Source organism: Providencia sp. PROV114, assembly GCF_032704305.1.
In the GTDB taxonomy this organism is placed as follows: Bacteria; Pseudomonadota; Gammaproteobacteria; order Enterobacterales; family Enterobacteriaceae; genus Providencia; species Providencia rettgeri.
This window is the reverse complement of the sequence record NZ_CP120528.1, coordinates 1,403,647-1,427,900: the sequence shown is the minus strand read 5'-3', so window position 1 is coordinate 1,427,900 and position 24,254 is coordinate 1,403,647. Positions and strand designations below refer to the sequence as shown.

At 41.5% G+C, this 24,254-nt stretch carries 17 protein-coding genes; 5 read left to right on the top strand and 12 right to left on the bottom strand.

The annotated features are described in order from the left end of the window. Window positions 1-196 precede the first annotated feature (196 nt). Window positions 197-1,015: a helix-turn-helix transcriptional regulator gene (locus tag P3L37_RS06120; protein WP_110732284.1), complete on the top strand. Its 819-nt coding sequence runs from the start codon at window positions 197-199 to the stop codon at window positions 1,013-1,015. A 202-nt stretch (window positions 1,016-1,217) separates the two neighbouring features. Here P3L37_RS06120 and P3L37_RS06115 read toward each other — a convergent pair whose 3' ends face one another. The 7 genes from P3L37_RS06115 to xerD form a co-directional block, all read right to left on the bottom strand. Then, window positions 1,218-7,205, bottom strand: a complete 5,988-nt coding sequence (locus P3L37_RS06115; RefSeq protein ID WP_316927674.1) for a hypothetical protein — start codon at window positions 7,203-7,205, stop codon at window positions 1,218-1,220. Window positions 7,206-7,225: 20 nt separating this feature from the next. Next, complete coding sequence (locus tag P3L37_RS06110) at window positions 7,226-7,780, bottom strand: hypothetical protein (protein ID WP_109912911.1); 555 nt, start codon at window positions 7,778-7,780, stop codon at window positions 7,226-7,228. A gap of 817 nt (window positions 7,781-8,597) precedes the next feature. Next, window positions 8,598-10,115, bottom strand: coding sequence for a lysine--tRNA ligase (gene lysS, locus P3L37_RS06105; RefSeq protein WP_109912912.1), 1,518 nt, complete (start codon window positions 10,113-10,115; stop codon window positions 8,598-8,600). A gap of 7 nt (window positions 10,116-10,122) precedes the next feature. Next, window positions 10,123-11,224 (bottom strand): peptide chain release factor 2 gene (gene prfB, locus P3L37_RS06100; protein WP_109912913.1). Its coding sequence is split into 2 segments (ribosomal slippage): window positions 10,123-11,145 and window positions 11,147-11,224, totalling 1,101 coding nucleotides; the frame shifts between segments, so codons are not numbered across the junction. A gap of 129 nt (window positions 11,225-11,353) precedes the next feature. After that, entirely contained in the window at window positions 11,354-13,087 is a 1,734-nt protein-coding gene (gene recJ, locus P3L37_RS06095) for a single-stranded-DNA-specific exonuclease RecJ (RefSeq protein WP_110732096.1), read from the bottom strand. Window positions 13,088-13,096: 9 nt separating this feature from the next. Beyond that, the gene (dsbC, locus tag P3L37_RS06090; protein ID WP_109912946.1) at window positions 13,097-13,801 is read right to left on the bottom strand and encodes a bifunctional protein-disulfide isomerase/oxidoreductase DsbC; all 705 of its coding nucleotides are present in this window, start codon (window positions 13,799-13,801) and stop codon (window positions 13,097-13,099) included. Between the two features lie 21 nt (window positions 13,802-13,822). Further along, on the bottom strand, window positions 13,823-14,725 hold the full coding sequence (gene xerD / locus P3L37_RS06085; RefSeq protein WP_109912915.1) for a site-specific tyrosine recombinase XerD: 903 nt from the start codon (window positions 14,723-14,725) through the stop codon (window positions 13,823-13,825). Window positions 14,726-14,842: 117 nt separating this feature from the next. On the opposite strand from xerD, the gene fldB reads away from it, so the two are divergent. Then, on the top strand, window positions 14,843-15,361 hold the full coding sequence (gene fldB / locus P3L37_RS06080) for a flavodoxin FldB (RefSeq protein WP_004913034.1): 519 nt from the start codon (window positions 14,843-14,845) through the stop codon (window positions 15,359-15,361). 89 nt (window positions 15,362-15,450) lie between these two features. Here fldB and P3L37_RS06075 read toward each other — a convergent pair whose 3' ends face one another. Next, window positions 15,451-15,861 (bottom strand): protein YgfX, encoded by a 411-nt coding sequence (locus P3L37_RS06075; RefSeq protein WP_042851636.1) that lies wholly within the window; start codon window positions 15,859-15,861, stop codon window positions 15,451-15,453. Then, complete coding sequence (gene sdhE, locus P3L37_RS06070) at window positions 15,842-16,108, bottom strand: FAD assembly factor SdhE (RefSeq protein ID WP_004913039.1); 267 nt, start codon at window positions 16,106-16,108, stop codon at window positions 15,842-15,844. Before sdhE ends, P3L37_RS06075 begins: the two co-directional genes overlap by 20 nt. Window positions 16,109-16,355: 247 nt before the next feature. Between sdhE and ygfZ the strand changes: the two genes are divergently transcribed. The 3 genes from ygfZ (at window position 16,356) to P3L37_RS06055 (ending at window position 19,112) form a co-directional block, all read left to right on the top strand. Further along, window positions 16,356-17,339: a tRNA-modifying protein YgfZ gene (gene ygfZ / locus P3L37_RS06065; protein ID WP_272667421.1), complete on the top strand. Its 984-nt coding sequence runs from the start codon at window positions 16,356-16,358 to the stop codon at window positions 17,337-17,339. Window positions 17,340-17,350: 11 nt separating this feature from the next. Beyond that, complete coding sequence (locus tag P3L37_RS06060) at window positions 17,351-17,971, top strand: HD domain-containing protein (protein WP_109912916.1); 621 nt, start codon at window positions 17,351-17,353, stop codon at window positions 17,969-17,971. Between the two features lie 244 nt (window positions 17,972-18,215). Then, window positions 18,216-19,112 carry a YncE family protein gene (locus P3L37_RS06055; RefSeq protein WP_164528562.1) on the top strand — a complete coding sequence of 299 codons (897 nt, stop codon included), beginning with the start codon at window positions 18,216-18,218 and terminating at the stop codon, window positions 19,110-19,112. A gap of 97 nt (window positions 19,113-19,209) precedes the next feature. Here the strand turns inward: P3L37_RS06055 and gcvP are convergent, their stop codons facing one another. The 3 genes from gcvP to gcvT form a co-directional block, all read right to left on the bottom strand. Further along, window positions 19,210-22,086, bottom strand: a complete 2,877-nt coding sequence (gene gcvP / locus P3L37_RS06050; protein ID WP_004913047.1) for an aminomethyl-transferring glycine dehydrogenase — start codon at window positions 22,084-22,086, stop codon at window positions 19,210-19,212. A 450-nt stretch (window positions 22,087-22,536) separates the two neighbouring features. Beyond that, window positions 22,537-22,929: a glycine cleavage system protein GcvH gene (gene gcvH, locus P3L37_RS06045; RefSeq protein ID WP_109912918.1), complete on the bottom strand. Its 393-nt coding sequence runs from the start codon at window positions 22,927-22,929 to the stop codon at window positions 22,537-22,539. Window positions 22,930-22,974: 45 nt separating this feature from the next. Beyond that, window positions 22,975-24,069, bottom strand: a complete 1,095-nt coding sequence (gcvT, locus tag P3L37_RS06040; protein ID WP_004913055.1) for a glycine cleavage system aminomethyltransferase GcvT — start codon at window positions 24,067-24,069, stop codon at window positions 22,975-22,977. Window positions 24,070-24,254: the final 185 nt, after the last annotated feature.

Genomic DNA, 24,254 nt, shown 5'->3' with positions numbered 1-24,254 from the left:
CTATTTGCAGAAAAAGATCGGAAAATATATATTTGGAAACATTTATTTATATTTGGAATTACAATGTGACACAAAATTAATCGATTTATATAATTTCAAACATACTAATAACATCCATGCTTTATATCACCAGGTGGAAATTGTTGAACATTTAATTTTGAAGTTATATTTAAATACAATTAATGAAGGTATCGTCATGCAAGTAGTAAATTCACCAAATCAATACGTAATTAAACAAATAAAAGTTAATAGTAACGCAGCTCATCACATTATCGATTTAGAAACCAAAGGGCTTTTAATCGTAGAGCAAGGCTCAGTATTACTAGAAACCCCATCTAACTCTCAACATTTAAATGAAGGTGATATCTTATATCACAAACAAGGCGCTTACTCATTGCAGCTCGCTGAAACAACAAATTGTGATTTACTTTGGATTTCTTTAGATGATAAGTTTTTACGTAACTTCATCTCCAATCATGGTGCTGAGTTAAGTGGAATAGACCGCGGTGAAGGCTTACCATGTGATGTAATTAAATTTAATTCTTCTCCTCTCATTAACGAAATTAAAGCAAGCTTAAATGCATTTATCAATAATGAATACCCTGATGTTATCTTCTCACTCAGAGTAAGCGAGTTATTATTATTACTGAGCTACAGTGAACAAGGTGCTTTATTGTTATCTAATTTTAGACAGCTGAGTAGTCGCCAAGTAGAGCGTTTGCAATTATTTATGGAAAATAATTATCTTAAGGAGTGGAGATTAAGTGAGTTTGCACGTACTTTTGGCATGGGGTTAACAACCTTTAAAGAGCTGTTCAATACCGTTTATGCTACATCACCACGTTCTTGGATTAGTGAAAAACGTATTATGTATGCACACCAGTTATTAATTAACACAACAATGAGTATTGTTGAAGTTTCAATGGAAGCTGGTTTTTCAAGTCAATCTTACTTCACTCAAACTTATCGAAAAAGATTTGGATACACTCCGAGTCGGTCAAGAATAGCAGCTTAACCGCTCAGTAATATTCAAACTCATGCCCTGTCAGTTATAGAAATATAATCTGGCAGAACGGCAAGCAGCTCTCCCCCTTTTAAGTATTCACCTAAACTTCTTATACTTCTTATACTCCCTTTTAAATTAATACATCACAAAAAAGGTAATTTGCCTTTTCAGTGACAAATTACCTTTAAGATAAACTTAGACAAAAATTATATTATTTTGCTTTAATTATTTTCAAATCAATAATTGACATGGAGTTTGGTGGTACTTCACCAGGTATACCTTCAACACCATACCCTCCTTCAGGCTTAATATATACCTTAACCATGCCCCCTTCCCCTGCTCGTTCTACAAAGGAATTTAATGGAGCTGGTAACTGGCTATAAGGCAATGTGACAGGGTTTTGATCGGTGTACAATACTGTAACCTTACCATCCGTCAATTGTTCCCTCATAATAAAAGTTACATCTTTATTTTTGACGTCTTTTATCGGTGAGCCTGCTTGCATGATCTTATAGTAAGTGTTGTTATCGAGCTTACTGTATTTTTGAGCAGTAATTTGTTCAATAATCTTTTGGTTTTTCTTCGCATTTTCTGCAGCGATCGCTTTTAAATCTTTACTAGGCGGAACTCGTCCAGCCAAACCTGTATTCGTTTTTGATCCACTTCTCGCTTTTAATGCATCATTTTCATCTTGTAGTTGAGTTATCAATCGGTTCAAGTCCACAATTTGTAATTTTAAAGTTTCATCACTCGAAATGGATTTACGCGAATCTAACTCTGTTTGTAATTTTTTCAATTTCTCTTGTGCTAATGCTAATTCTTTCTGAGAAGTCGTTTTTAAATCACCAAAAAGCTTATTTGTGTCTGCCAGTTTTTGCTCAACCTCAGACTGTTTCTTTGTTTTAGCCGCTATATCACTTTCAAGTTTGTTAATTTTGTCTTCTTGAGACTTAGTCTGCTTAACAAATTGCTGATTTTGCTGCTCAAGTTTTCTCTTCTCATTTTCTTGGGCAGTAAGAGCATCATTAATTGATTTTTTCTCAGATTCTAACTTAGCTAAAGCTGATTCTTTCTGTTTCAATAGGGCAATCTGTTTATTTAAGTTTATTGTTAGCTCTTTAACTTGCTTGTCACTTGCTTGCCCTATTAGCGCTGTTTGTTTTTCAACATCTTTTTGTAACTTCAACAGGTCTGCGTTGGCTTGTTTCAGCTGCGCTTGTGCGGTGGCATAACTCTGCTCTTGCTGGCTGAGTTTTGCCTGCAAGTCCGCCTGCTGTTTTTCACTGTTCGCAAACTGTTTTGACAACGCATTTTGTGCGGCTTGCTGCTCGGCTAGCTGTTTTTTCGCCGCGGCCAGTTCGGCTTCTAACGCCACTTTCTCAGCCGCTTTCGCGGTTTGCTCCGCTAATGACGCCTGAATTCTATCTGCTTGTTGCGCTTTTTGCTGGAGCTCTGTGACCAACTGCTGGTTTTTCTCGGCTAACGCTTTCGCATCCGCTTGCTGTTTGGCTAAGGCGTCACGGGTGGTTTGGCTTTCGGTTTCCGCTTTCTTCAACCCGTCTTCTTTTTGCTTCAGCAACGCCAGTTGTTTGTTTAAATCCGCCGTCAGCGCTTTAACTTGCTGATCGCTGGCTTGGCTCATCAACGCGGTTTGTTTTTCCACATCCGCTTGGAGTTTTTGTAAGTCCGCCTTCGCTTGCTTCAGCTGCGCTTGTGCGGTGGCATAACTCTGCTCTTGCTGGCTAAGTTTTGCCAGCAAGTCCGCCTGCTGTTTTTCACTGTTCGCAAACTGTTTTGACAACGCATTTTGCGCGGCTTGCTGCTCGGCTAGCTGTTTTTTCGCCGCGGCCAGTTCGGCTTCTAACGCCACTTTCTCAGCCGCTTTCGCGGTTTGCTCCGCTAATGACGCCTGAATTTTATCTGCTTGTTGCGCTTTTTGCTGGAGCTCTGCGACCAACTGCTGGTTTTTCTCGGCTAACGCTTTCGCATCCGCTTGCTGTTTGGCTAAGGCGTCACGGGTGGTTTGGCTTTCGGTTTCCGCTCTCTTCAACCCGTCTTCTTTTTGCTTCAGCAACGCCAGTTGTTTGTTTAAATCCGCCGTCAACGCTTTAACTTGCTGATCGCTGGCTTGGCTCATCAACGCGGTTTGTTTTTCCACATCCGCTTGGAGTTTTTGTAAGTCCGCCTTCGCTTGCTTCAGCTGCGCTTGTGCGGTGGCATAACTCTGCTCTTGCTGGCTAAGTTTTGCCAGCAAGTCCGCCTGCTGTTTTTCACTGTTCGCAAACTGTTTTGACAACGCATTTTGCGCGGCTTGGTGCTCGGCTAGCTGTTTTTTCGCCGCGGCCAGTTCGGCTTCTAACGCCACTTTCTCAGCCGCTTTCGCGGTTTGCTCCGCTAATGACGCCTGAATTCTATCTGCTTGTTGCGCTTTTTGCTGGAGCTCTGCGACCAACTGCTGGTTTTTCTCGGCTAACGCTTTCGCATCCGCTTGCTGTTTGGCTAAGGCGTCACGGGTGGTTTGGCTTTCGGTTTCCGCTCTCTTCAACCCGTCTTCTTTTTGCTTCAGCAACGCCAGTTGTTTGTTTAAATCCGCCGTCAGCGCTTTAACTTGCTGATCGCTGGCTTGGCTCATCAACGCGGTTTGTTTTTCCACATCCGCTTGGAGTTTTTGTAAGTCCGCCTTCGCTTGCTTCAGCTGCGCTTGTGCGGTGGCATAACTCTGCTCTTGCTGGCTGAGTTTTGCCTGCAAGTCCGCCTGCTGTTTTTCACTGTTCGAAAACTGTTTTGACAACGCATTTTGCGCGGCTTGGTGCTCGGCTAGCTGTTTTTTCGCCGCGGCCAGTTCGGCTTCTAACGCCACTTTCTCAGCCGCTTTCGCGGTTTGCTCCGCTAATGACGCCTGAATTTTATCTGCTTGTTGCGCTTTTTGCTGGAGCTCTGCGACCAACTGCTGGTTTTTCTCGGCTAACGCTTTCGCATCCGCTTGCTGTTTGGCTAAGGCGTCACGGGTGGTTTGGCTTTCGGTTTCCGCTCTCTTCAACCCGTCTTCTTTTTGCTTCAACAACGCGAGTTGTTTGTTTAAATCCGCCGTCAGCGCTTTAACTTGCTGATCGCTGGCTTGGCTCATCAACGCGGTTTGTTTTTCCACATCCGCTTGGAGTTTTTGTAAGTCTGCCTTCGCTTGCTTCAGCTGCGCTTGTGCGGTGGCATAACTCTGCTCTTGCTGGCTAAGTTTTGCCAGCAAGTCCGCCTGCTGTTTTTCACTGTTCGCAAACTGTTTTGACAACGCATTTTGCGCGGCTTGCTGCTCGGCTAGCTGTTTTTTCGCCGCGGCCAGTTCAGCTTCTAACGCCACTTTCTCAGCCGCTTTCGCGGTTTGCTCCGCTAATGACGCCTGAATTTTATCTGCTTGTTGCGCTTTTTGCTGGAGCTCTGCGACCAACTGCTGGTTTTTCTCGGCTAACGCTTTCGCATCCGCTTGCTGTTTGGCTAAGGCGTCACGGGTGGTTTGGCTTTCGGTTTCCGCTCTCTTCAACCCGTCTTCTTTTTGCTTCAGCAACGCCAGTTGCTTGTTTAAATCCGCCGTCAGCGCTTTAACTTGCTGATCGCTGGCTTGGCTCATCAACGCGGTTTGTTTTTCCACATCCGCTTGGAGTTTTTGTAAGTCCGCCTTCGCTTGCTTCAGCTGCGCTTGTGCGGTGGCATAACTCTGCTCTTGCTGGCTGAGTTTTGCCTGCAAGTCCGCCTGCTGTTTTTCACTGTTCGCAAACTGTTTTGACAACGCATTTTGCGCGGCTTGGTGCTCGGCTAGCTGTTTTTTCGCCGCGGCCAGTTCGGCTTCTAACGCCACTTTCTCAGCCGCTTTCGCGGTTTGCTCCGCTAATGACGCCTGAATTCTATCTGCTTGTTGCGCCTTTTGCTGGAGCTCTGCGACCAACTGCTGGTTTTTCTCGGCTAACGCTTTCGCATCCGCTTGCTGTTTGGCTAAGGCGTCACGGGTGGTTTGGCTTTCGGTTTCCGCTTTCTTCAACCCGTCTTCTTTTTGCTTCAGCAACGCCAGTTGTTTGTTTAAATCCGCCGTCAGCGCTTTAACTTGCTGATCGCTGGCTTGGCTCATCAACGCGGTTTGTTTTTCCACATCCGCTTGGAGTTTTTGTAAGTCCGCCTTCGCTTGCTTCAGCTGCGCTTGTGCGGTGGCATAACTCTGCTCTTGCTGGCTGAGTTTTGCCTGCAAGTCCGCCTGCTGTTTTTCACTGTTCGCAAACTGTTTTGACAACGCATTTTGCGCGGCTTGCTGCTCGGCTAGCTGTTTTTTCGCCGCGGCCAGTTCGGCTTCTAACGCCACTTTCTCAGCCGCTTTCGCGGTTTGCTCCGCTAATGACGCCTGAATTCTATCTGCTTGTTGCGCCTTTTGCTGGAGCTCTGCGACCAACTGCTGGTTTTTCTCGGCTAACGCTTTCGCATCCGCTTGCTGTTTGGCTAAGGCGTCACGGGTGGTTTGGCTTTCGGTTTCCGCTTTCTTCAACCCGTCTTCTTTTTGCTTCAGCAACGCCAGTTGTTTGTTTAAATCCGCCGTCAGCGCTTTAACTTGCTGATCGCTGGCTTGGCTCATCAACGCGGTTTGTTTTTCCACATCCGCTTGGAGTTTTTGTAAGTCCGCCTTCGCTTGCTTCAGCTGCGCTTGTGCGGTGGCATAACTCTGCTCTTGCTGGCTGAGTTTTGCCTGCAAGTCTTCCTGTTGTTTTTCACTTTGAGCCAACTGTTTTGCTAACGTATTCTGCGTGCTTTGATATGAATTAAGCTGCTCCTGAGCCGCTTTTAATGCATTTTCTAATGCAACTTTTTGTTCTGCTTGTTCAGTTTTTTCTGCCAGGGAAGCTTGAATTTTTTCTGCTAATTGTTCTTTTTCAACCAACTGGGCTTGTAATTGCTGGTTTTGAGACTCGAGTGATTTACTTTTTTCTTGCTGAGCAACTAAAGAAGATTGAACGCCATCTTTTTCACTTTTAGCCGTTGCTAGTTCATTTTCTTTTTGTTTTAACAACTCTTTTTGCTGTAAAAGCTCAGCTGTCACTGATTTTATCTGTTCATCAGTGTTACCAACAAGTTGTAGTTGATTTTTAGCCTCTGACTCTAATTTTGCAATATCAGCTGTCAGTTGCTCAATTTTCAAATTCGCTGAGGCAAATTGCTGTTCTTTTTCTGCTAATTGCTGTTTAAGTTGGGCTTGTTCAACAACACTTTCATTTAATTGCTTTTCAAGCTGAGCAATGGTTTCTTGAGTTTGTTGATTTTCTTGGCTCAATTGCTCAAGGCTATTTTGCTTTTGCTCAATTTTTTTTTGTGCATCCGCCAATTTAGCCTTTAATGTGTCAACTAAAGACTGGTCATCTGATGAATCTACAATCGTCTGTAATTGAGCTATTTGCTCTTTATTCTTCAGAACCTCATCATTTAATTTATCAATCTCAAATTGCTTTTCGGTAATTGTATGCGTTAATTGCGCAATACTCTTATTATGATTAATGAGTTCAGAAACAAGTTGTTCATCATTGAGTAAATGATTATAGGCAATAAGTTGGCCTACTCCTTGAGCAATACCAAACTTATATAAATGAGTTAATTGTTGACGTTCAATTAATTGCGCTAACTGCTCAAGATAAGCAGAGGCATTAATACCAGTTGGCTTAGCAAATTTAGACGCATATAAGCCGAGAGGGTCAAGAACTAATTGATACTTTGCGAAATCTTTTGCTAGATAAGCAGGATCCCATTGATTGCTTTGAAAAAAATAAGGGTAAGACGACAATAAAATAGGGGCTACGCCATTTTCTGTCGTCACCGCACACACCTCAGGAAACGTCGTTTTTTCTGGCTCAGTAGGATCTGCTTTCACTACATCTGTTTTCTTTGTTGATGTAGCCGCAGATTTATTCTTCCCTGTTGCTTTACTTTTAGTTCCTTTATTAGCTTTAGCTGCCGCAGATTTTTGTTTCTCTTTTGGCGCAGGAACAGTAGATAGCGAAGAAAAGATATCATAACCTTGGTTTTGTGTATTAACTGGCAATTGCTGCTTTTGTTCTTGCACTTTGCCTTCTTTTTCCATTTGAAGGTAAGTATCAAAATCATCAATTATATTGTTAAAGCGCTCTGCTTTTGGAGCATGACTAAAAAAAGTCGTAACAAGTGCCAGTGACACACAAAGCCTAAGGTTTATTCTCATAATCCACTAATTTTCTTCAATGTTGATTCGGTAGACAATACTGAGTTATAACGAACTTTTGCGCACAACACTTTAGTTTTGGATTCGATCGCCATTTGTAATAATTCAATTGTGTCTGGGCTAGCAGTACTTTCAACTTGTCGATATAGACGGTTGATTTCGCTAACTTCTTTAAATGAACCTACTAAGCGATTGTAATCTTTAGGTGAGAGTGTTTTGAGCGCGTTTAATTCTTTAACACACGTATTTAAATGGGCAAATGATTGCTGATCAGCACCATTTTCACCATAGCTTGTTGATGCTATTGGTGTACGACTAATGGCACTATTTAAAACTTTTTGAGATTCAGGGTATGTGTTATCAGTCTGGCCTGAATTCGTATCCGCAGTTGGTTGTGTTACTGGCTGAGCGGTACTTGCATTGACTGTCTGTTTACTTGGGGTATTCGGTGTTGCTGTATTGTATGTGTCTGAGCCAAATGTACAACCTGAAAGAAGAGCTGTACCTGCTATAAGCAAAGATGCAACATGAAATTTATTTTTTAAAAACATATGGTTACCTTACCAGCACTTTTCTTCGCTATTATAATGATGTCCAAAAAACCTAGTGTAAGCTAAAAATTAGCTATTTTCTATAAGTCCGAACGTAGAAATAGAGTCATCTCATAAATTTATGATTAACTTAACTTTAGTTTTAAAATTATTTTATTGCTATATTTTCATTAATTTTATGAGCTAATTCTCACTAGTCGTCCAATAAAGGAGTAAATTAACACCTTTTTCGGAATTTTTTATTATTTTATGTCAGATAACGATTAGGTTACTTGGTAAACATTACTAGCAATTCAATACCTTTCAAGTAAACTCTTATTTTAGTTCTGTCATCTGAAACAATTGTTAACAAATAAAATGCTAGCTAACAAAAAATCTTATTTCATTTATCAAGCTGCTGACACATTTAAGCCTATGACATGAAAATAATCGCCATCACACCAAATATGGGTAACCTGCTTAATTCAATTCTACAGGTTAACAGTAATTAAAAATTATAAATAGAATCAATTTTTTATCAAAAAACGTATTTATAGACATTCAACTACGTAATAAAGCATAGCAGTTATCTGTCAGAATTACTTATATTAAATTGATACGATTCGTAACTCAAATTTATTTTTAATTAAAACATAGTGATTACATAGTCATAATCACTAAAAAAAAACTTTTCAGTGATTTCATTTTACGTTACTCATTTAACGTCTAGTAAATGGTGTTTTATTTTTTAACTAAAATGACCACTTGAATAAAACATGTGAAGAGTAATATTGATAGCTTATAAATATATGCCCGGAATTAACCGGGCATAATGCATTTAAGCTTTGCTAGGACGTAAAGCAGGGAATAAAATAACATCACGAATAGTATGGCTATTAGTGAATAACATCACCATACGGTCAATACCAATACCTAAACCGGCCGTTGGCGGTAAACCATGTTCTAATGCAGTAACATAGTCTTCATCATAGAACATTGCCTCATCATCACCTTCGTCTTTTTGACGAACTTGCTCAGCAAAACGCTCAGCTTGGTCTTCTGCATCATTTAATTCCGAGAAGCCGTTACCAATTTCACGGCCACCAATGAAGAATTCAAAACGGTCAGTAATGAATGGGTTGTCATCGTTACGGCGTGCTAATGGTGAAACTTCAGCTGGATACTCAGTAATAAATGTTGGCTGAATCAAGTGGCTTTCTGCAACTTCTTCAAAAATTTCACACTGAATACGGCCTAAGCCCCAGCTCTTTTCAATCTTAATACCGATAGACTGAGCAATCGCCACCGCTTTATCCATATCATCCAAATCAGCAACATTGGTTTCTGGGCGATATTTGCAAATCGCTTCTTTCATGGTGAGTTTGGCAAAAGGTTTACCAAAATCAAACTCTTGCTCGCCATACTGAACTACGGTATTACCTAATACTTTTTGTGTCAGTGTACGGAATAAATCTTCTGTCAACGCGATTAAGTCACGGTAATCCGCATAAGCCATATAGAGTTCCATCATAGTGAACTCTGGGTTATGACGTGGAGATAGCCCTTCATTACGGAAGTTACGGTTAATTTCAAATACTCGTTCAAAACCACCCACAACTAAGCGCTTGAGGTATAATTCAGGCGCAATACGCAAATACATATCGATATCTAATGCATTATGGTGAGTCACAAATGGACGTGCAGAAGCACCACCTGGAATGACTTGCATCATCGGTGTTTCCACTTCCATAAAACCGTAGCTAACCATAAAGTTACGTACTTCAGCGAGGATCTTCGAGCGAACAATAAAAGTATGACGAGATTCATCATTCGCAATTAAATCAAGGTAGCGCTGACGGTAACGTGTTTCTTGGTCTGATAGACCGTGGAATTTGTCAGGTAATGGACGCAATGCTTTGGTTAATAAACGAACTTCATGACAATGAATAGTTAACTCGCCAGTTTTGGTTTTAAACAAACGGCCTTTAGCACCTAAGATATCGCCTAAGTCCCATTTTTTAAACTGTTCGTTATAGATGCCTTCTGCCAAGTCATCACGCGATACATAAATTTGAATGCGTCCGCCAACGTCCTGTAGCGTGGCAAATGACGCTTTACCCATGATACGACGCGTCATCATACGGCCAGCAATCGATACTTCGATATTTAAGTCTTCAAGCTCTTCGGATGTTTTATCATCATATTGAGCATGAATTTTGTCGGAAATATCTTCACGACGAAAATCATTTGGAAATGGAATACCCTTTTCACGCAGTGCCGCTAATTTTTCTTTACGGGCTTTAAGTTCGTTATTCAAATCAGGTGCTTGTTCAACACCTTGTTGTTCCTGAGACATTTTTCCCTCACAGGCCAGCTTTTAAACTAGCTTCAATGAATTTATCCAAATCACCATCCAGTACGGCTTGCGTGTTACGCGTTTCCACACCAGTACGTAAATCTTTAATTCTTGCATCATCAAGGACATAAGAACGAATCTGGCTTCCCCAGCCAATATCAGACTTGTTCTCTTCCATCGCTTGCTTATCTGCATTTTTCTTTTGCATTTCCAGTTCGTATAGCTTCGCTTTTAACTGGCGCATAGCTTGGTCTTTATTTTTATGCTGCGAACGGTCATTCTGGCATTGCGTCACAATATTGGTTGGAATATGTGTGATACGTACCGCTGATTCCGTTTTGTTTACGTGCTGCCCACCAGCACCAGATGCACGGTACACATCGATACGCAAATCTGCTGGATTGATTTCGATATCAATATCATCATCAACTTCAGGATAAATAAACGCAGAACTAAAAGAAGTATGGCGACGCCCACCCGAGTCAAACGGGCTCTTACGAACCAAACGGTGAACACCCGTTTCCGTTCTTAACCATCCGTAGGCATAGTCACCAATAATTTTGACCGTTGCCGATTTTAGCCCGGCAACATCACCATCAGACTCTTCGATAATTTCGGTTTTAAAGCCCTTTGACTCGGCCCAACGCAAGTACATGCGTAATAACATACTTGCCCAATCTTGAGCCTCAGTACCGCCAGAACCCGCTTGTAAGTCAATGTAGCAGTCTGCGCTATCGTATTCGCCTGAGAACATACGACGAAATTCAAGTTGCTCTAACTTGCCTTGTAATTGCTCTAATTCAGCTTCTGCTTCATTGAATGTGTCTTCATCATCAGCTTCAACCGCTAGCTCTAATAAACCTTCAACATCTTCAAGGCCTTGCATCATCTGGTCAATCGTTTCAACAATTGCCTCAAGCGATGAGCGTTCTTTACCAAGGGCTTGTGCTCTCTCGGGTTCATTCCAGACATCTGGCTGTTCAAGCTCAGCGTTGACTTCTTCTAAGCGTTCTTTCTTGGCATCATAGTCAAAGATACCCCCTCAGAACCACTGTCCGTTCAGACAGGTCCTGAATCTTACTTTTTACTGGGTTTATTTCAAACGTCATTTTTCAATATCTTATGGTTAGTCAAAAATAATTTTTTATTCACAAACCGCTTAGTATAGCGGAATTTATCTCATGTTTATAGCGCCATCAAACGCTATTTACTGGTTATTCTTCTGGTTTATTACCAGCTTAATCCGGCCAAATATGCTCAATCATTAATTGTACGTTTCTTTGGCCACGATATTCGTTTACGTCTAATTTAAAGGCTATTTTAGCTTTTTTGATACTGTTGTCTGGCCACCTACGGACATCAATATTAAACATGATTGCATCTAACATTGGCCCACCATTCACAGGCTCTAGCATCAGTTTCAGATGACGTTCACCAACAAGCCTTTGCTGCAATAATTGAAACTCGCCATCAAAAATAGGTTCTGGAAATGCTTGCCCCCACGGGCCACTTTCTCGAATAAGTTCAGCCGTTTCTAAACAAAACTCATGGCGAGAAAGTTCACCATCACTCCAGATCACCCCAGCTAATTGCTCAGGTTGAACTAATTCACCCATCAATAATTCGAAATGATGTTTAAAGGCGTCAAATTGATCAACATGTAAAGTTAAACCTGCAGCCATTGCATGCCCACCAAATTTTTGCATGATACCGGGTTGTAACGTATTTAATCGTTCTAGTGCATCCCGCATATGAACACCTTGAATAGAGCGGCCAGAACCTTTTAATAAACCATCACCAGCAGGGGCAAATGCGATAACCGGACGATGATATTGTTCTTTGATCCTTGAAGCGAGTATACCGACAACACCTTGATGCCATTCAGGATGATATATGGCTAAGCCATTCGGTAACTGGTTTTCACCGTATTCGAATTGATTAAAAAGCACGAGTGCTTCTTGTTGCATACCCGCTTCAATCTCACGACGAGTTTGATTTAACCCATCTAACTCATTCGCCAGTTCCCTTGCATATGCCATATCGTCTGTCAGTAATAATTCAATACTCACTGACATATCATCTAATCGACCTGCCGCGTTTAATCTAGGACCAAGAGCAAAACCAAAATCATTTGCCACTAACCTAGATAAATCGCGGTTGGAAACCTCAACGAGGGCTTTAATTCCCGCGCAACAACGCCCTGCTCTAACACGATTTAGCCCTTGGTGAACTAAAATACGGTTATTGGTATCAAGAGGCACCACATCGGCAACGGTTCCCAATGCAACCAAATCAAGGTATTCGGCTAAATTAGGCTCTGCAAGCCCTTGTTTCGCAAACCATCCTTGCTGACGTAAATACGCACGTAAGGCTGACATTAAATAAAATGTGACACCTACCCCCGCTAATGATTTAGATGCAAAGCAACATTCATTTAAGTTCGGGTTGATTATCGCATCCGCAGCAGGCAACGTTTCCCCCGGCAGATGGTGGTCGGTAATAATTACATTCATTCCATAATGATTAGCGGCACCAACCCCTTCATGAGATGAAATGCCATTATCAACCGTTATAATGAGATTTGTTCCACGTTTACGGGCTTCTTCAACAACCAATGGCGTTAAACCATAGCCATTTTCAAAACGGTTCGGAACGATATAGTTGATATTTCTATATCCCATTGATTTTAAAGCTCGAATAGCTAATGCCGTACTTGTTGCTCCGTCGGCATCAAAATCACCAACAATAGTAATAGCTTCATGCTCAATTAGTGCGCGATAAAGTAGTGGTAATGCCTTATCAACACCCGATAATGACCTATAATCCAATAAATTAGCCGCTTTACGCTCTAACTGAGTTATGTCCGTGATGCCTCGGTGTTGGTAAATCCGTTGTAAAAGTTCAGGCAAGCCAGGAAGTTGAGCCGCAGAGCTTTGTTGCTGTCTTTGTTGTAAGAGCGTTTCTACATTCACAATAATTAACTATTTTTGGTTGAGTAATTGAACAAGGGCATCCGGTTTCATATAACCAGGTAGCATTTGCCCATCAGGTAGGATGATTGCTGGGGTTCCCGTCACTTTGAATAAATTACCCACACTCATATGCTTACTTAGGTCAATTTTGCAGTCATCAATGATCGCAACGTCCTCACCTTTAAACGCTTGAGTTAATGCCTTTTGTTGTAGGCCATTACACCAGATAGACGCCATTTTTTTCCCTACGTCACTATCTGCGCCTTGGCGTGGATAAGCCAGATAACGCACTGTGACACCTTGGCGGTTTAATTCATCAACAGACTCATGTAATTTCTTACAATAACCACAGCTAATATCGGTAAAAACGGTCACAACATACTTTTCTTGGGGAGCTTTAAAGATAATCATTTCATCTTTTAGCGCCTCTACTTTTTTCAATAACGGCTGGTTACTGATATTAACCGGGTTTTTACCGCTCATATCATAAATTGGCCCTTGCAATAAATACTTGCCGTCATCTGTGATGTATACAACGCCAGTTGATGTTTCAACCACATTCAGCCCAACAATGGGTGAAGGTTTAATCACCTCAACAACCATATTGTATTTTTCCAATGTATCACGGATAACTTTTTCTTCCGTTGCCCCATAGACTGTGGAAGTAAACGACGCAATACATGCGGCAGCCAATAATAACAATTTGCGTTTCATAGATAGTCCTTTAATCATGCATCACCCCCTTGGATGATGCTGCTCATGCAATACTCGTAACCGCTCAGTCGCAACATGAGTATAAATTTGTGTGGTTGATAGATCGCTATGACCTAACAACATTTGTACCACGCGTAAATCGGCCCCATGGTTGAGTAAATGGGTGGCAAAAGCGTGTCTTAGAACATGCGGTGAGAGTAGCTCACTGTCAATATGAGCAAGTACGGCATAATATTTTATTCGGTGCCAAAACGTTTGCCGAGTCATTTTCGTGCCACGTTTACTTGGGAATAGAATATCGCTCGTTTTGCCATTTAATAAATCAGGGCGACCTTCATCAATGTATTTCTCTAGCCAATATATTGCCTCTTCCCCCAAGGGAATCAATCTTTCTTTATCGCCTTTACCGACAACACGAATAACTCCCTGCCGCAAACTTATATCCGAGAACGTTAAACCGATTAATTCAGATACACGCAAACCACAGGCATATAACACTTCTAACATGGCTTTATCACGTAGCTCTAAAGCATCTTCGGTAGCAGGGGCGTTTAATAAATCTTCAACTTGTTTTTCACTTAAATCTTTGGGTAAACGCTGCGGAATTTTGGGTGCAGCAATGACCGCGGAGGGGTCATCCAGGCGAATTTTTTCCCGATACAAATATTGAAATAACCGACGCATCGCACTTAATAAACGTGCTGAACTGGTTGCTTTATATCCACAATCAATGCGTTCAGCAAAAAAAGATTGTAAGTCAATAGATTGAACATTTTCTAAATGCAACTGGTGAGCATCAAGCCATTTATCTAATAATTGAAGATCATTACGATAAGAAGCTAATGTATTTTCAGCAAGATCTTGTTCAAGCCAGATTGTATCAAGAAATTGTTCAATTAATGGATTAAGTTGTTTTGTTTCCACGACAGATCTACTTCCTTTCGATAATACCACACGATTCTATTATGCCTGAATGTGCCGGCTTCTGTTACAATACATCTCTTGTGATGAAAACCATAGCTGGACATAGTAATAATATATATGAAAATAGGTCTTTTTTACGGTTCTAGTACCTGTTATACCGAAATGGTTGCAGAAAAAATACGTGATATTCTCGGCGATGATTTCGTCACACTGCATAACGTTAACGATACACCGCCGGCAGAAATGGAACAGTATGATGTTCTTATTTTGGGAATACCTACGTGGGATTTTGGTGAAATACAAGAAGATTGGCTTGAAATTTGGGAAGCGCTTCCCAATCTTAACCTCGCAAATAAAATCATTGCGATGTATGGTCTTGGTGACCAAATAGATTATGGCGAGTGGTTTCTTGATGCCCTTGGCATGCTCTACCATCAACTAAAACCAACTGGTGCTAAATTCGTTGGCTTCTGGCCGACCGAAGGCTATACCTTTGATAGCCCTAAACCACTCAATGAAACCGGTGATATGTTTGTGGGGCTTGCATTAGATGAAGTTCACCAGTTTGAACAGACCGATGAACGCATCGCACAATGGTGTGTACAGATTTTTCAGGAAATTGAAGCTCTATTATAATACAAACTGATGTTTGCTTGCTCATCGATAACCCAAAGTGAGCGGCACCTAGCGGTATTTAGGCCACCAATTCGGTTGATCTTGGTAGCCTAGATATCAGGGTATTGCAGCAATAACTGGTTTAAATTACGCCAATTTTCCTCCGAAAGTGCGTCTTTAGCTACCCATAAATGGATCTTTTGCGGTTTGCCTTGTAACGCTTCTAATGTCAGCAATATACCGTAACGAGTAAGCCAAGGTGCTTTCAGTATTCGCCACTCGTTTTTCTTCCACTGAAGCTTATTGCCATTAACCAGTACAGCAACCCCTTTTATTTTACTGATATTTTTCTGACTCTTTGCCCAACTCGCAACGACAACCACTAGTAGCGGCAGCCATATCATTGAGTTACCAGGAGACCATGGAGTCAGAAGCAAAAACATCCCAATGACCCCATGAACACAGGTTGAGAACAATTGAGTTTTCCATGAAATGGAGAGATTAGATTTCCACAGGACCACGATTTTTATTTTTTTCCTGAATCAGTTTAATCATACGAAAAAGTTCGTCATCATCTGGGCGGCCATGATTCATTAACCAGTTGAATAAGTCAGGGTCCGCACATTCTAATAATCGAACAAATACCTGCTTATCTTGGGTTGTCAGGTTATCATATTCATACTCAAAAAACGGCATGATTGAAATATCTAATTCACGCATACCACGGCGGCATGCCCAATGAATTCGCGCTTTATTCTCAATATCCATTTTACTACGGCCTTTTTTGCAGTTAACTGATTAGATTGATTATTTTCCATACTCTAACAGATTATCCGCCAAGAAAACATGTTATAGACTACATAGTTGTAATTTTAGTAGTAAAATACCGTTTTTCTACAAACAGCTGATGAAAAACTATTAGATAATACAGGTTCATCATAATAACTACTTGCAATGTTATCTAGCTATTTTACCATTAGGCACCCTTATCTATCAAAGAACAATAGGTGAAATCATGACTAACCACATTGATAGTACACAGCAATTTCCTCTCGGATCTCAGTCTTTACCACTCGTTTTGATTTCACTGGAAAACTGGGAACTTATTCACCTTCACGGCGCCGACGCAGAAAAATACCTGCAAGGTCAAGTGACCGCGGATATTGCCACACTCACACAATCACACGCATTAACAGCACACTGTGATCCCAAAGGTAAGATGTGGAGTGACCTCCGCTTATTCCATCACTTAGATGGCTATTCCTATCTATTAAGAACTAGCGTTGTCGATTCACAGCTCGCTGAACTGAAAAAATATGCTGTTTTCTCGAAAGTCACTTTTGAAAAGAAACCGGACCTAAAATTAATCGGGGTCGCAGGTAAAGGCGCTAGAGAAGCGCTGGCAACACTCTTTACTACATTACCAGACGACCAAAACCAAGTGGTTACTGACGGCGCTTCTACCATATTGCATTTTGCATTACCCACAGAGCGTTTTCTGGTGATCACAAGCGAAGAAACGGCACAAAAAATGGCTCAAACCTTGAGTGCTATTCAGGTCAATGATGAACAATGGCTAGCCCTTGATATCGAAGCTGGGTTTGCAGTTATCGATCAACAAAACAGTGCTCAACATTTACCTCAAGCAACCAATTTACAAGCCCTACCTCATGGTATTAGCTTTAAAAAAGGCTGTTATACCGGTCAAGAAATGGTTGCCCGTGCAAAATTCCGCGGTGCAAATAAACGTGCGATGTATACCTTAAAAGACACAGGCACTACCATTCCTGCTATTGGTGAAGGTGTGGAATGGCAGCTTGGTGATAAATGGCGCCGTACAGGAACCGTGCTAGCGGCAATTCGCTTAGGTAGTGGCGAAATCTATGTACAAGTCATTATGAATAACGATATGGAAGCCGATAGCGTTTTCCGCGTTATGGGTGATGAGCAAAGTCATCTAACTATCGCACCATTACCTTATTCATTAGAAGAGAATTAATTGGAGTTTTTATGTCATCTGCATTAGGTAGCAAGCCCGTAGAGGTGGTTAATTTTGGGGCTTTTACCGAAGTCGTCCAATTTTTGATGGAATTAGATAAACTCAAAAGTGTTTATCGTAAAAATAAGTTATTGAACCGTGAACGCCAAGAAAATACAGCAGAACACAGTTGGCAATTTGCGGTTGCAGCCATGAGTTTTGCACCCTATGTACAAGGCGTTAATATCGAACATGCGATAAAACTTGCCCTTGTGCATGACATTGTTGAAATTGACGCAGGTGATGTATTGGTATTTGATAATGCCGCTCGTGATGCTATTCATGAAGAAGAAGTTAAAGCGGCTAAGCGTATTTTTAACTTACTGCCTAGCCCGCAAAATGAAACATTGCTAGCTTTATGGAATGAATATGATGCATTAGAAACCCCGGAATCTGTATATGCGAATGCCATTGACCGAGCAATGCCAATGCTGATGAACCTGCACAATCAAGGGCAAAGCTGGGTCGAAAACCACATTCGTCTGGAACAAGTTCTCAGTAAATGTGATTATATTCAACAGATCCTACCTGAATTTTATCAACAACTTAAATTACAATTGGAGCTAGCTCAGCAAAAAGGCTGGTTGCTGTAATTGTCGCCCAAAGCGGCTGAAAAGCCGCTTCATTTAACGTTTTACACTCATCTAATCTAATATCTATTGCCCATAGTAAGATATACCTTTCACTAATTCATTATTTTAATTTAAATAATAAACCACTTTATATTTTTTAATAATTATTAATCTCGACTTATATAGAAATACCAATATTAATAACTTGCTAATTATTAATATCACTCCTATCTTTATCATTGAACATTTGCCTGTGAGGTTTAAAATGCAAAAATTCAATGAATATTCAAATCCTTACCTTTTACTACTAGATGTCCATTCACCCGCTATAGTTCAATTCAATAAATCAACTCGTCAAACAATCCCAATTATCGAAGAACTCGGTGGAACCCCTGACGGCATTGCTATTGACCCTGCTAATCGATTAATTTATTGGAGCAATATGGGGGATGATTATGAAGCTGACGATGGCTCCATCAATGTGATGAATTTTGATGGCACTGGCAGAAAAATGCTATTAGGCAATGGAAAAATAAGAACGCCAAAACAATTACATCTTGATTTAGTGAATCAACGATTATATTGGTGTGACCGTGAAGGAGGTATGGTTTCATCGTGTAATATCGATGGTTCTAATTTATTCGTCCATGTAGCAAGACCCCGAGATAAACACAATAAAGTAGATATCTTAGACCAATGTGTTGGCATTACTGTTGATGTCGCAAATAATTGGCTCTACTGGACTCAAAAAGGAACCCCTAAAGGTAATTTAGGTCGTATCTTTAGGGTGCCATTAACGCCTAAAACCCAACAATCAGCCAATCAACGAAACGATATTCAATTGCTCCTTCAAGACCTACCCGAACCTATTGATTTATTGCTTGATGAAGAAACCCATATTTTATATTGGACAGATAGAGGCGCTGAGCCCGATGGTAATAGCTTAAATTGTGCCAATATTACTGCTGATGGATTAAGCCATTACAAGGTAATAAGCCGTGGTTTTAAAGAAGCAATTGGGCTGACATATGATAAACCAGCAAAACTGATGTATGTCGCCGACCTTAATGGAGGGGTTTACCAAGTCGTTATGGAAACAGGTGAAGTGGAAAAGCTATACCAAGGTAAAAATTATACGGGGATTTCACAATATTTAGGTTAGAAATATCCATAAATAAAGGCTTGATTTCAGTAAACTATCGAAATCAAGCCTAAAACATATTTAATTCACACTATTTAATGAAAGGTGTGATTTATTCCTACATATAATCTTCAATCGGTACGCACGAACAGTGTAGGTGACGATCCCCATACACATCATCAAGGCGTTTTACCGCAGGCCAATATTTATTCGCTTTCGTTTGTTCAGTAGGGAATACGGCAAGCTCACGGCTATAACTATGAGGCCACTCCCCTGCTAACTCTGTTTGCACATGAGGCGAATTCACTAATGGGTTATCTTCTAACGTCCATTGGCCTTTCACTACTTGGTCAATTTCATCACGGATAGCTAACATAGCATCAATGAACCGATCAATTTCCGTAATACTTTCAGACTCTGTCGGCTCAATCATTAATGTTCCCGCCACAGGGAAAGACATGGTTGGTGCATGGAAACCATAATCAATCAAACGCTTAGCAATATCCAGTTCACTGATACCCGTGTCTTTTTTAATCGGACGTAAATCGACAATACACTCATGAGCCACATAGCCTTCTTGCCCTGTATATAAAATGTCATAACGACCAGAAAGACGCTTAGCAATATAGTTAGCATTTAAAATGGCAACTTGGCTGGCTTTGCGTAAGCCATAAGAGCCCATCATACGAATATACATCCAGCTAATTGGCAAAATTGATGCACTACCAAATGGGGCGGCTGATACCGCACCTTGGTCAGTTAACATTTCTTGCTCAACCACAGAGTGCCCCGGTACGAACGGTGCTAAGTGCTTTTTCACACCAATAGGCCCCATACCTGGGCCACCACCGCCATGAGGAATACAGAATGTTTTATGTAAATTTAGGTGAGAAACATCCGCACCAATAAAGCCTGGAGTTGTTAACCCAACCTGAGCATTCATATTTGCGCCATCAAGGTATACTTGGCCGCCATATTGGTGAATAATTTCACACACTTCACGAATACTTTCTTCATATACCCCGTGGGTTGATGGGTAAGTTACCATCACACAAGAAAGAGCTTCGCTATGTTGCTGGGCTTTTTCACGTAAATCAGTTAAGTCGATATTACCTTCATCATCACAACGCACTACCACCACTTCCATACCTGCCATATGCGCAGAAGCTGGATTAGTACCGTGAGCAGAAGCTGGGATCAAACAAATATTTCTCTCCCCTTCATTGCGACTTTCATGGTAACGACGAATAGCTAATAAACCTGCATATTCACCTTGAGCCCCTGAGTTAGGTTGCATACAAACCGCATCATAACCGGTCAATTGTACTAACCAATGAGAAAGCTGTTCTATCATTTGATGATAACCTTGCGCCTGCTCAGGTGGACAAAACGGATGTAGCTCGCCAAATTCAGGCCAGGTAATTGGGATCATTTCCGCAGCCGCATTAAGCTTCATGGTACAAGAACCGAGTGGGATCATAGCTTGGTTTAATGCTAAATCTTTGCGCTCTAAGCTATGCATGTAGCGCATCATTTCGGTTTCACTGTGGTAACGATGAAAGTTGGGATGTACTAAAATTTCATCATCACGTCTCATCGTGTTTGGAATTGCTTGTTCTGTCGCGGAAACTGACTGATCTAGTTTTTCAAAATCCAGCTTAGTTTCGACACCGGTGATCACTGCAAACAATTCATTTAAATCTTGGCGGGTCGTGATTTCACTAAAAGTCACACCGACTGCACCACGAATGTCAGTGCGTAAATTCACTTTGGCTTTTTCAGCACGCGCTAGCACTGCTGTTTTGTCTGCGACTTCAATGCAAAGTGTATCAAACCAAGTTTTATGGCGTGATACGAAACCTGCATCTGCTAATGCCTTGACAAAAATAGAGCTAAAGCGATGAATGCGCTCTGCAATTATTTTCAGCCCTTTTGGTCCATGATAAACCGCATACATGGCTGCAATATTGGCTAACAGCACTTGGGATGTACAAATATTCGAGTTCGCTTTTTCACGGCGAATATGCTGCTCACGGGTTTGCATCGCCATACGTAGTGCAGTATTACCTGCCGCATCACGAGACACACCGATAATACGTCCCGGCATTGCCCGTTTAAATTCGTCACGACACGCAAAAAATGCTGCATGAGGTCCACCATAACCCATGGGAACACCAAAACGTTGCGCTGAACCGAAGACAATATCCGCCCCTTGCTTACCCGGTGCGGTCAGTAATACTAGTGCCATCATATCTGCAGCAACACAGCTGACAATTTTACGCTCTTTTAGCTGAGCAAAGAGCGCGCTGTAGTCATGGACATTACCTGTCGAGCCAACCTGCTGAAGTAACACACCAAAAACACCTTCGTGTTCCAATGCTTTCTCTGCGCTATCCACAATCACTTCAAAACCAAAAGTACCCGCACGCGTGCGAACGACATCTAGCGTTTGCGGATGAACATCATCTGCTACAAAAAAGCGTTCTGCATCTTTCAGTTTGCTGATCCGTTTTGCCATTGCCATAGCTTCAGCCGCAGCAGTGGCTTCATCTAATAACGACGCAGAGGCAAGGTCTAAACCAGTAAGGTCGATAGTTACCTGTTGAAAATTCAATAATGATTCTAAACGACCTTGTGACACCTCCGGTTGGTATGGCGTATAAGCGGTATACCAACCCGGGTTTTCTAATAAATTACGCAAAATAACCGGCGGAAGCACTGCAGGCGCATACCCCATACCAATGTAGCTTTTGTAGCGCTTATTGAGTGACGCTATCGCTTTTAATTCAGCTAAGGCTTCTTGCTCAGTTGCTCCCCCACCCACTCTTGGTGGCTCTGCAAGCAAAATGGCTTTAGGGACAATTTTGTCCATCAAAGTATCTAATGACGTTGCACCCACGGTGTCTAACATGGTTTTTAATTGTTGTTCTGATGAACCAATGTGGCGCGAAATGAATTCTGAACGGTTTTCTAATTGACTCAGTGACATCGACATATCTGTGTTCCCATCCTTTGTCTGCTATGCATAAGTTGTAGGGCGGTTATTACGGAACTTGCGAGATAACGCTTAAAATCAATGATATTGCTGCTTGTTTCTTGTTTCTTGTTTCTTGTTTCTTGTTTCTTGTTTCTTGTTTCTTACTAATTATATTTTATCAATCCTCTAAATAGCTCATCTCATGGCTATCACTAAAAAGTGTTTATTCTAAATAGGTTGCGTTGTGGCTAGGCGGCAAACGTAGACAATCTTGGGGGACATACACAAGTATGTGACCCGAGTTGTTGAGTGCATCCACCCATAAAACAAGCGTATTAATAAATCCTATAAATAGTTCATCTTGTGGCTAGGCAGCAAACGAATAAGACCCTAGGAGCATACATCAGTATGTGACTAGGGCGAATGAGCGAAGCCAACGCCGCCACAAGAAGAAATATGACTAGGATTTTATTCTTCGGCTTCGATCATAGAGGTATAACCCGCCGCATCAATTAAATCCGCCAGCTCTGCGGTATCGGATGCTTTAATGCGGAAAATCCAGCCTTCTTGGTATGGCTGTTCGTTCACAAGTTCTGGCGCATCATTCAGTTCGCCATTAACCGCCACAATTTCGCCACTCAGAGGAGCGTAAATATCGGATGCCGCTTTAACTGACTCGACGACTGCAACGTCATCACCTGCACTTACCACAGTACCTACTTCGGGTAAATCAACAAACACCATGTCACCTAACGTTTCTTGTGCATGTTCGGTGATACCAACCGTAAACTCACCATTACCTTCATCGCGCAGCCACTCATGTTCACGGGTGTACATTAATTCTTTAGGTGTATTGCTCATCATTAGCCTCTCAATTTTTAAATTTATTAATTAGATTCGCCCAAATTACACTAAGCATTTTCCTTCACGGACAAAGCCCGGTTTAACGACTTCAACTGGCATCTCTCTTTGTCTGATTTCAACAATTGCTTTGCCTTGAATTCCGTTCGGGACACGCGCTAACGCAATACTAAAGCCAAGGGTTGGCGAGAAAGAGCCACTGGTTATCACCCCTTCTTGTAGTTTCCCAAGTTCATCAGTAAAGCGGACAACTTGCCCCGCACGCAGTATACCTTTTTCACGCATCACAATACCGACAAGTTTTTCAGTACCTTGTTCGCGTAATTTTTCCAATGCTTCACGGCCAATAAATTGGCGATCTTCAGGTTTCCAAGCGATCGTCCAGCCCATATTCGCGGCAAGGGGAGAAATGCTTTCATCCATATCTTGCCCATATAGGTTCATACCGGCTTCAAGGCGTAAGGTATCACGTGCCCCTAAGCCCGCAGGGTGAACTCCAGACTTAAGCAGTTTATGCCAAAATTCAACGACCTGCTCTTTAGGCAGGGCAATTTCATAACCTTTTTCACCAGTATACCCAGTGGTTGCGATGAACAAATCCCCTGCTTGAACACCATAAAATGGTTTCATTCCTTCAATAGCACTGTTTTGTTCCGCACTGAGTAATGAATGAACTTTTTCTGGCGCTTGTGGCCCTTGAACAGCCAATAGTGCTAAATCATCGCGAACACGAATTTCAACCGCATAGCCTTTAGCATGCTGCTCAATCCAAGCGAGGTCTTTATCACGTGTTGCTGAGTTGACGACGAGACGATAAAAGTCATCAGCGAGGTAATACACAATCAGGTCATCAATAACACCACCAGAAGCATTCAGCATACCTGTATATAAGGCTTTACCTTGCTCTGTAAGTTTATTGATATCGTTGGCGAGAAGATAACGCAGAAAATCACGACAGCCTTCGCCGTGTAAATCAACAATAGTCATATGGGAAACATCAAACATCCCTGCTTCGGTTCTGACAAAATTATGTTCATTGATCTGTGAACCATAATGCAACGGCATCATCCAACCATGAAAATCGACCATTTTTGCACCGCAGGCTATATGTTCATCATATAGTGTTGTTTGCTTTACCATGAATACCCTCTTTACATTATTAATATGACAGGGTGATTGCGTGGTGAAAATTACCCATCTGCAACAAAATCACGTGATAATTTTAACCCGACGCAAACGATAACTTTTTAAAAACCTACCACTGTTTGCGGTTCTATTCTATAAAAAAAAATAGGGCTACCATTCCTCTGTATTACTGATTGCGC

Bases quoted from the DNA above. Each gene is read 5' to 3' on its own strand.
- P3L37_RS06120 (WP_110732284.1), top strand. From the start codon at position 197: ATGCAAGTAGTAAATTCACCAAATCAATACGTAATTAAACAAATAAAA.
- P3L37_RS06110 (WP_109912911.1), bottom strand. From the start codon at position 7,780: ATGTTTTTAAAAAATAAATTTCATGTTGCATCTTTGCTTATAGCAGGT.
- lysS (WP_109912912.1), bottom strand. From the start codon at position 10,115: ATGTCTCAGGAACAACAAGGTGTTGAACAAGCACCTGATTTGAATAAC.
- dsbC (WP_109912946.1), bottom strand. From the start codon at position 13,801: ATGAAACGCAAATTGTTATTATTGGCTGCCGCATGTATTGCGTCGTTT.
- fldB (WP_004913034.1), top strand. From the start codon at position 14,843: ATGAAAATAGGTCTTTTTTACGGTTCTAGTACCTGTTATACCGAAATG.
- sdhE (WP_004913039.1), bottom strand. From the start codon at position 16,108: ATGGATATTGAGAATAAAGCGCGAATTCATTGGGCATGCCGCCGTGGT.
- ygfZ (WP_272667421.1), top strand. From the start codon at position 16,356: ATGACTAACCACATTGATAGTACACAGCAATTTCCTCTCGGATCTCAG.
- P3L37_RS06060 (WP_109912916.1), top strand. From the start codon at position 17,351: ATGTCATCTGCATTAGGTAGCAAGCCCGTAGAGGTGGTTAATTTTGGG.
- P3L37_RS06055 (WP_164528562.1), top strand. From the start codon at position 18,216: ATGCAAAAATTCAATGAATATTCAAATCCTTACCTTTTACTACTAGAT.
- gcvP (WP_004913047.1), bottom strand. From the start codon at position 22,086: ATGTCGATGTCACTGAGTCAATTAGAAAACCGTTCAGAATTCATTTCG.
- gcvH (WP_109912918.1), bottom strand. From the start codon at position 22,929: ATGAGCAATACACCTAAAGAATTAATGTACACCCGTGAACATGAGTGG.
- gcvT (WP_004913055.1), bottom strand. From the start codon at position 24,069: ATGGTAAAGCAAACAACACTATATGATGAACATATAGCCTGCGGTGCA.